The sequence below is a fragment of the Mycobacterium sp. genome, from assembly GCF_050701675.1.
Lineage (GTDB): Bacteria > Actinomycetota > Actinomycetes > Mycobacteriales > Mycobacteriaceae > Mycobacterium.
On the sequence record NZ_JBOGDD010000153.1, the window covers coordinates 1 to 7,655 of the forward strand.

General features: G+C 67.2%; 9 protein-coding genes and 2 riboswitches. Of the genes, 1 reads left to right on the plus strand and 8 read right to left on the minus strand.

From position 1 onward, the window contains the following. On the plus strand, window positions 1–429 hold a 429-nt coding region (locus ACRDUX_RS04390), incomplete at its 5' end, for an Lrp/AsnC family transcriptional regulator (protein WP_526411387.1). Here the strand turns inward: ACRDUX_RS04390 and gcvP are convergent. From gcvP to ACRDUX_RS04430, 8 genes are all read right to left on the minus strand, one after another. Then, window positions 375–3,206: an aminomethyl-transferring glycine dehydrogenase gene (gene gcvP, locus ACRDUX_RS04395; protein WP_526411398.1), complete on the minus strand. Its 2,832-nt coding sequence runs from the start codon at window positions 3,204–3,206 to the stop codon at window positions 375–377. The genes ACRDUX_RS04390 and gcvP overlap by 55 nt on opposite strands. Before the next feature lie 66 nt (window positions 3,207–3,272). Next, window positions 3,273–3,393: riboswitch (glycine riboswitch) on the minus strand. Then, window positions 3,394–3,491, minus strand: a riboswitch (glycine riboswitch). Window positions 3,492–3,533: 42 nt separating this feature from the next. Continuing rightward, window positions 3,534–4,157, minus strand: coding sequence for a MerR family transcriptional regulator (locus ACRDUX_RS04400; RefSeq protein ID WP_526411389.1), 624 nt, complete (start codon window positions 4,155–4,157; stop codon window positions 3,534–3,536). A 223-nt stretch (window positions 4,158–4,380) separates the two neighbouring features. After that, a complete protein-coding gene (locus ACRDUX_RS04405; RefSeq protein WP_526386239.1) occupies window positions 4,381–4,875 on the minus strand; it encodes a bifunctional nuclease family protein in 495 nt (164 codons plus the stop codon). A gap of 47 nt (window positions 4,876–4,922) precedes the next feature. Then, window positions 4,923–5,660, minus strand: coding sequence for a transcriptional regulator FtsR (gene ftsR / locus ACRDUX_RS04410; protein WP_526411390.1), 738 nt, complete (start codon window positions 5,658–5,660; stop codon window positions 4,923–4,925). Beyond that, entirely contained in the window at window positions 5,660–6,136 is a 477-nt protein-coding gene (gene garA / locus ACRDUX_RS04415; protein WP_526411392.1) for a glycogen accumulation regulator GarA, read from the minus strand. The genes ftsR and garA overlap by 1 nt, the downstream gene beginning before the upstream one ends. A 148-nt stretch (window positions 6,137–6,284) precedes the next feature. Continuing rightward, window positions 6,285–6,680 (minus strand): glycine cleavage system protein GcvH, encoded by a 396-nt coding sequence (gene gcvH / locus ACRDUX_RS04420; protein WP_526411394.1) that lies wholly within the window; start codon window positions 6,678–6,680, stop codon window positions 6,285–6,287. Between the two features lie 39 nt (window positions 6,681–6,719). Next, the gene (locus ACRDUX_RS04425; RefSeq protein WP_526411396.1) at window positions 6,720–7,553 is read right to left on the minus strand and encodes a DUF881 domain-containing protein; all 834 of its coding nucleotides are present in this window, start codon (window positions 7,551–7,553) and stop codon (window positions 6,720–6,722) included. A gap of 3 nt (window positions 7,554–7,556) precedes the next feature. After that, the coding region (locus ACRDUX_RS04430; RefSeq protein ID WP_526411400.1) for a DUF1290 domain-containing protein at window positions 7,557–7,655 on the minus strand (99 nt) is incomplete at its 5' end.

Sequence of the window (7,655 nt, forward strand, 5' to 3'; positions counted from 1 at the left end):
GTGCAGGCGCGGCTGGCGAAATTGGAGAGTGACGGTGCGCTGCAATCCTTCGAGCGCAGAATCGATCCCGCGGCCGTCGGCTACCCCCTTGCCGCGTTCATCCTCGTCAACGTCACGCAGCGCAAGCTCGGCGCCATCGCGGTCGAGCTCGCGGCCATCCCCGAGGTTCTGGAAGTCCTCGGGCTCAGCGGCGCCGTCGATCTGCTCGTCCAGGCGGTCGCGCGCGACGCCGATGACCTATACCGCATCGCAGGCCGCATCCTCGACATCGACGGCGTCGAGAAGACGGCCACCTCCCTCGTCATGCGCGAACTCGTCGAGTTCCGGTTGACCCCGCTATTGGATCGACACCAATCCGGGAACCAGTCGCCCGTTCAGGCGAAGGCCTCCACCGGCGGGCAGGAGCAGACCAGGTTGCGGTCACCGTAGGCGTTGTCGATGCGGCGCACCGGCGGCCAGACCTTGGGCCGGAACGCCTTTCCGAGCGGATACGCCGCCTGCTCCCTGGTGTACGGGTGGTCCCAGTCGGCCACGATCAGGCACTCGGCCGTGTGCGGTGCACCACGCAGCGGGTTGTCTTCTACCGTCCACCGCCCTGCCGCGACTTCATCGATCTCGGCGCGAATGGAGATCATGGCCTCGCAGAAGGCGTCCACCTCGGCAAGGCTCTCGCTCTCCGTCGGCTCGACCATCAATGTGCCGGCGACGGGGAAGCTCATCGTCGGTGCGTGGAAACCGTAGTCCGCCAAGCGCTTTGCCACGTCGTCGACGGTGACGCCGGTGCTCTTGGTGATGGGCCGCAGGTCGAGGATGCACTCGTGGGCAACCATCCCGCTCTCCCCCGTGTACAGCACCGGGTAGTACTCGTCGAGGCGGCGGGCGACGTAGTTGGCCGACGCGATCGCGGTGAGCGTCGCCGCGCGAAGCCCAGGCGCCCCCATCATGCGGATGTACGCCCACGTGATCGGCAGGATCGACGCCGACCCGTACGGGGCGGCGGACACGGTGTAGGTGTCGGTCAGTTCATCGGCCAGCGGGTGCCCCGGCAGGTACGGAGCGAGGTGGCTGCGCACCGCGACCGGGCCGACACCGGGGCCACCACCGCCGTGCGGGATGCAGAACGTCTTGTGCAGATTGAGGTGGCTGACGTCGCCCCCGAACCGGCCAGGGCGGGCCAGCCCGACGAGCGCGTTCAGGTTGGCGCCGTCGACGTAGACCTGGCCGCCGACGTCGTGCACGGCCGCACAGATCTCTTCGACGTCGTGTTCGAAGACGCCGTGGGTCGACGGGTAGGTGATCATCAGCGCAGCCAGCCCGTCGCCGTGTTCGGCGACCTTGGCCCGCAGATCGTCGAGGTCGACGTCGCCGTTGTCGCGGCAGGCCACCACCACCACGCGCATGCCCACCAACGCAGCCGATGCCGCGTTGGTGCCGTGTGCGCTCGACGGGATGAGGCAGATATTGCGTTGCGAGTCGCCACGACTCTGGTGATAGGCCTGAATGGCGAGCAGGCCCGCGTACTCCCCCTGCGAGCCTGCATTCGGTTGCAGCGACACCGAGTCGTATCCGGTGAGCTGCGTCAGCCAGCCTTCGAGGTCGGAGATCAGCTTGCGCAGCCCCGGCGTGTCCGAAGCGGGCCCGAACGGATGCTGGCGGGCGAACTCGGGCCAGGTGATTGGCTCCATCTCGGAGGCCGCGTTGAGCTTCATCGTGCACGACCCGAGCGGGATCATGCTGCGGTCCAGCGCGATGTCCTTGTCCGCCAAGGACCGCAGGTAGCGCATCATCTCGGTCTCGGTGCGATGGCGCGTGAATGCCGGGTGCGTCAGGAAGGCCGAAGTGCGCGTGGCGATCTCCGGTCCGGCCCAGTGCTGGCCACCGCGCGTCGCGCCGAAGGCGGCGAGGACGTCCTCGACGTGGGTGGCGGTGGTGGCCTCGTCGCAGGACACCGAGACGTGATCGCCGTCGACCAGCCACACGTTGATCCCGCGGGCCTTGGCTGCCGCGCGGACGTCGTCGGCCCGGCCGGGGACGTGCGCCAGCACGGTGTCGAAGAACGCGTCGTGCACCACGTCGATGCCTGCGGCGTCGAGTCCGGTGGCGATGGCGACGGCGTTCCCGTGCACCTTGTGGGCGATCGCGGTCAGGCCGTCGGCGCCGTGGTAACTGGCGTACATGGCCGCCATCACCGCCAACAGCACCTGCGCCGTGCAGATGTTGCTGGTGGCCTTGTCGCGCCGGATGTGCTGTTCACGGGTCTGCAGTGCGAGCCGGTAGGCCAGCGATCCGTCGGAGTCCACCGATACGCCGACCAGGCGACCGGGCAGCTGGCGGGCATGCTTGGTGTGCACCGCGAGGTAACCGGCGTGCGGTCCACCGAATCCCATTGGCACGCCGAAGCGTTGGGTGGTCCCGAAGGCGACGTCTGCGCCGAGCTCCCCCGGCGGGGTGATCAGCGTGAGTGCCAGCAGGTCGGCGCCGACGGCCACCAGCGCGCCGCGCTCGTGGGCCTCGTCGACCAGTCGACTCCAATCATTGACGCATCCGCTGGCACCCGGCAGCTGGACGAGCACGCCGAAGAACTCGCCGTCGGGCAGGCCCTCGCGCAGGTCTCCCGTCACGATCTCGATGCCGAGCGGTGCCGCCCGAGTGGCGAGCACCGCGGCAGTCTGCCGGTAGACGTCACGGTCGACGACGAGCGTGTGCGCCGCACCCTTGACGGCGCGGTGCATGAGCGTCATCGCCTCGGCAGCGGCGGTGCCCTCGTCGAGCATCGACGCGTTGGCCACCTCCAGACCCGTCAGCTCCTCGACCATCGTCTGGAAGTTCAGCAGCGCCTCGAGCCTGCCCTGGCTGATCTCCGGCTGGTACGGGGTGTAGGCCGTGTACCAGGCGGGGTTCTCAAGTATGTTGCGGCGCAACACCGCAGGTGTCAGCGTGTCGAAGTATCCCTGTCCGATCATCGAAACGGCGACGGTGTTCGCGTCGGCCATGGCGCGCAGTTCCGCGAGGGACTGTTCCTCCGAGGCAGGAGGGGGAAGCTGGTCGAGTCCCGGGGCCACGCCGTCGGCGTCCTGAGCATCCAGAATGCCCGCGGGCAACGCCTTTTCGGCCAGCTCACTGAGGGTGTCCACACCGATGACCTCGAGCATGGTGGCGATCGCGTCGGCATCTGGTCCGATGTGCCGGTCGGCGAATCGCGGCAGGTGGTGCTCAGTTACGGGATGGGGATGAGTACCGGACACGAGAGGGCCTCTCAAACGTCAGAGCGGTCCTCTCCCTCTGTCGTCGACCCGTAACGGGTGCCTGAGAGATTCGGCGTGTCGGCGATGGCCGAAACTGCCTTTCCCCATGGGCGGGCGAAGTCGAGCTCGCCACTTTCCAGAGGCATCGTGGCCCTACGCGGTCCTGGTGCCTGAGAGGTTGACGGAGAGGTGTTGCTCCTTCGGCGTCCGTGACTGGCGGTCACGGAACTCTCCCGCGCGGGGGCGATGCATCGCTGAGTCTACCCGGACGGTGGACTCGGGTTCAGCTCAGCCGATCTTGCGGTCGCGGTGCTTGCGTCGCGAGGCGAGTTCGTCTTCTGGGCTTGGGATGGATTCGCCACCGTCGGCGCGTTCGCCGGGGAAGTCCGCGATGGCCCCGGTGAGCTCCCGCATGGCACCCGACACCGCGATGCCGAAGACGCCCTGGCCACCCTGCAACAGGTCGACGACCTCTTCGGCGGACGTGCACTCGTAAACCGTGGTGCCGTCGGAGAACAACGTGATGTTGGCGAGGTCTTTTACGCCTCGCTGGCGGAGGTGATCGACCGCCACCCGGATGTTGTGCAGCGAGATGCCGGTATCGAGAAGTCTTTTGACGATCTTGAGGACCAGAATGTCCTTGAACGAGTAGAGGCGCTGACTGCCGGAGCCCGCCGCTCCGCGGATCGAGGGCACCACCAGTGAGGTCCTGGCCCAGTAGTCCAACTGCCGATAGGTGATTCCCGCGATCTGGCAGGCACTCGGACCGCGATAGCCCACCAACTCGTCCGGCAGGGAATCGTCAGGGAACAAGCCGCCCTGTACGGGTTCGCTTGAGGCGGTCGAGACCACCCGGTCCGGCGTGCCGTTGGAGGTGAGATCCAACTGCTCCTGACGTGGCGTGTCGCCCACTGCCCATCCTCTCGCCGATCGATCTGGACCTGTGCCTCGCAGCGCCAATGATGACGCGACAATCAACTAAGCACGTTCGCTCCGAGCTCGAGTACGTCGAGCATACGCGCATCGCTCCGTACTCTCCGCTTCATGACGATCAAAGTATGGCTGCCCGTCACGCGGATCCACGACAACGGCCGCGCGTGTCGACGGCGTGAGACGCATCCGTGACTATCGACGCTCAGGTGGCCTTGAAGTCATCCGGTGACACGCTGTCGAGGAACTCCTTGAACTTCTCGACCTCGTCCTCCCGCACCGCGCCGGTGGTTTCCTCGTCGGACTCGTCGGGTATCAGCAGCCCGGCCTCGGCCAGCACCGCCTCTTCGACGTAGATGGGGACACCCGTGCGCATCGCGATCGCCACGGAGTCCGACGGCCGCGCGGAGACCTTGATGTCGCGATCGAAGATCAGGTCGGCGTAGAACGTGCCTTCCTGCAGATCGACGATCCGGACCTCCTTGAGCGAATGCCCAAGGGCGGTAATCAGATCGCGGATGAGGTCGTGCGTCATGGGCCGAGTGGTCTCGACGCCCTGTTGTTCGAGCGCGATCGCCTGAGCCTCCATCTGCCCGATCCAGATCGGCAGATAGCGATCACCGTTGGATTCGCGCAGCAGCAGAACCGGTTGATTCTGTGGCTGCTCCACGCGAATGCCGACTACACGAACCTCGCCCATCTGAGTCTGCCCTCCGCACCGCAAGTCGTCGTGGCTGAGTCTAATCCTCAGCGATCGAGAACGTCGCGCACGGCTGACTTGATCAACGAGGTGTGCAACGTTATTGCCAGCGCCGCGACTTCCCGAGCCAGGTCGTCGGCGCGGTCCTTGGCGCCGGCCTTCTCCACCGGACCCGCGATCTGGGCGATCAGGTCGGACTGTCGATCCGCAGCAGATCGGAAGGCCCGCAGGTGGCGAGGTTCGACCCCGTAGTCGGCCAGTGCCTTCGCGCACTGTGCCGTCACGACCGAATGCTCGTCGAAGAACCCGCCGGGGCCCGATTTGATGATCCCGGCCTTGATCAGGGAGCCGAGCAGCTCCTCGTCCACTCCGGAGCGGATCAGCAGATCCTCCCGGCTCAGCCTGACCTGGGCGGGTGCCACCGCGGCCCTGTCCTCGACGCCGACGGTGTCGTCCCGGTCGCCCGGCAGCCGAACCAACCGAGGAACGCCGTACCCGGATCCGTTGTCGGGCAACGCTCCGTCGGGTTGCGAGTCGAGCTGCGCCTTGATGACCTTGAGCGGCAGGTAGTGGTCGCGTTGCGCGGTCAAGATGAACCGCAGCCGCGCACAGTCGTACGCGGTGAACCGCCGGTACCCCGAACCCGAGCGCTGCGGCGTGACCAGTCCCTCAGCCTCCAGGAAGCGGATCTTGGAGATGGTCACGTCCGGAAAGTCGGGTCGCAGCGAGTCCAGGACCGCTCCGATCGACATCCCGGCGAGCGCTGGGGTGTCGGGGGCGGTCATTAGCTGGCAGAACCGCCGTCGTCGCCCTTCGGCCCGGTGAGGAAGACCAGTCGGAACTTGCCGATCTGGACCTCGTCGCCGTTGGCCAGAACCGCGGAATCCACGGGCTCGCGGTTGACGTAGGTGCCGTTGAGGCTGCCGACGTCGACGACCTGGAACTCGGCGGTCTCGAGCCGGAACTCCGCGTGCCTGCGGCTCACGGTCACGTCGTCGAGGAAGATGTCGCTGTCGGGATGCCGACCGGCCGAGGTCCTCGCCTGGTCGAGCAGGAACCGCGACCCGGCGTTCGGACCGCGCTTGACGACGAGCAACGCCGAACCCGCCGGCAATCCCTCGACCCCCGAGACGGCGTTGTCGCTGCCCGTCGATGGCGGTGCGTCCAATTCGTTGAGGAAGTCCGAGCGGAAGACCGAGGTGGTCTCTACCGTGACTTCTTCGGACTGGTCAGCGCCCGAACTGGTGTCGTTGTCCGTCACCCGGTGCTCCTTACTGGCTGCTGTGGCGATGGTTGGCAAGCGCGCCGGCTCCCGCTCGAGACATTCAAGGGGGACGACGGCGCGTCGTGCGTCTCGAGACGACCGTACCGCGCTCGGGAGGCCGCCGTGTCCACCACCGCCGGAATTCTCATTCGTCGAGGGTCGCGCCGTAGGCGTCGGCGTCGAGGAGAGCGCTCAGCGCCTCCGAAAGCGATGCAGCGTCGATCTGCAGGTCGATGAGCCATCCGCCGCCATAGGGCTCGGAGTTGACGAGCTCCGGCGAATCCGCCAGATCGCCATTTACGGCAACGACTTTGGCCGTGATCGGCGCATACAGATCCGAATTCGACTTGGTCGACTCCACGGTGCCGAACTCGCTGCCCGCCGTCACCTCGGCGTCGACGTCCGGCAGTTCCACGAACACCACGTCACCCAGCGCAGCCTGGGCGTAGTCGGTGATACCGACACGCACGGTGTCGTCACCCGTCCGACGCACCCACTCGTGGTCCGCGGTGTAGTAAAGGTCGGACGGAATCTCGCTCACGGCGCTCCTCGGTTCTGCTTCTGGATGTGGATGTCGTGCTCACTTGACGGGCTGAGCGTATTGGCGCGGTTTCGGTTGCCGCAAGGCGGTCACGTTCACCACGTCGGCCTGCTGCACCGTCATTGTCCCGCCGACGCGCTCGACGCTGTCCACGGCCCCGCCAGGGATGTTCATGGCCGCCGCCAACGTCGCTGGATCTCCAATGGCGAGAACGGAATAGGGCGGGTTGAGCGTCGTGCCGTCGACGACGAGGGCACCGGGCGACCCCACCACCCAGGTGTCGACTCCCACGCGGATCGGTGTCTGGTCCGTACTGCTCACCTGCATGGCCTCCGCACCAGCCGCCCTCAGCTCGTTGACCACGTCGAGCATGGTCTCGGGCGACACCCCTGGCGCGGTGTCGTCGATGGTGATCGTCACACCGGGTCCCGTCGCGGCCACGGTCCCGATCAGGATCGACAGGGCCGCCAGGCGGGCCTGCGCATTCTCTATCGCGGCCTGGTCGTTGCTGCCAGTGCTCTGCAGCGACTCGAGTGTCCGCTGCAGGTCGGCGACCTCGGTGTTCAGCGCGGCCTCGCGTTGCTGTAGTGAATCCAGGAGTACCAGCAGGTCGGCCGGCCGAGCCGTGTCGAGCGAGTCGCCGGACTCGGTCTGGCGCGCCTGCGTCACGATCGCCACCCCGAGCAGCAGGCACAACACCACGGCCAACGCCCCGAAGGTGAGCTTGGACCGGCCGCGCCGCACCAGTCCCGCCACGCCGCCCGGCCGCAGGTCGCCGATCGGGCGCATCGGCTCGTCGGCCGGTCGCTCGTGTCTACCGTGCTCGGGCTCGGGGACCGGCTCGGGGACGGGCGGTGACGTCGGGTCGGCCATGGGTCAGGCGCCGAACAGCCTGCGCCGCAGGGCGGCAGCGTTGCCGAAGATGCGGATGCCAAGGACGACGATGATCGCGGTCGAGAGCTGGGTGCCCACCCC

Bases quoted from the DNA above. Each gene is read 5' to 3' on its own strand.
- ACRDUX_RS04405 (WP_526386239.1), bottom strand. From the start codon at position 4,875: ATGGGCGAGGTTCGTGTAGTCGGCATTCGCGTGGAGCAGCCACAGAAT.
- ftsR (WP_526411390.1), bottom strand. From the start codon at position 5,660: ATGACCGCCCCCGACACCCCAGCGCTCGCCGGGATGTCGATCGGAGCG.
- ACRDUX_RS04425 (WP_526411396.1), bottom strand. From the start codon at position 7,553: ATGGCCGACCCGACGTCACCGCCCGTCCCCGAGCCGGTCCCCGAGCCC.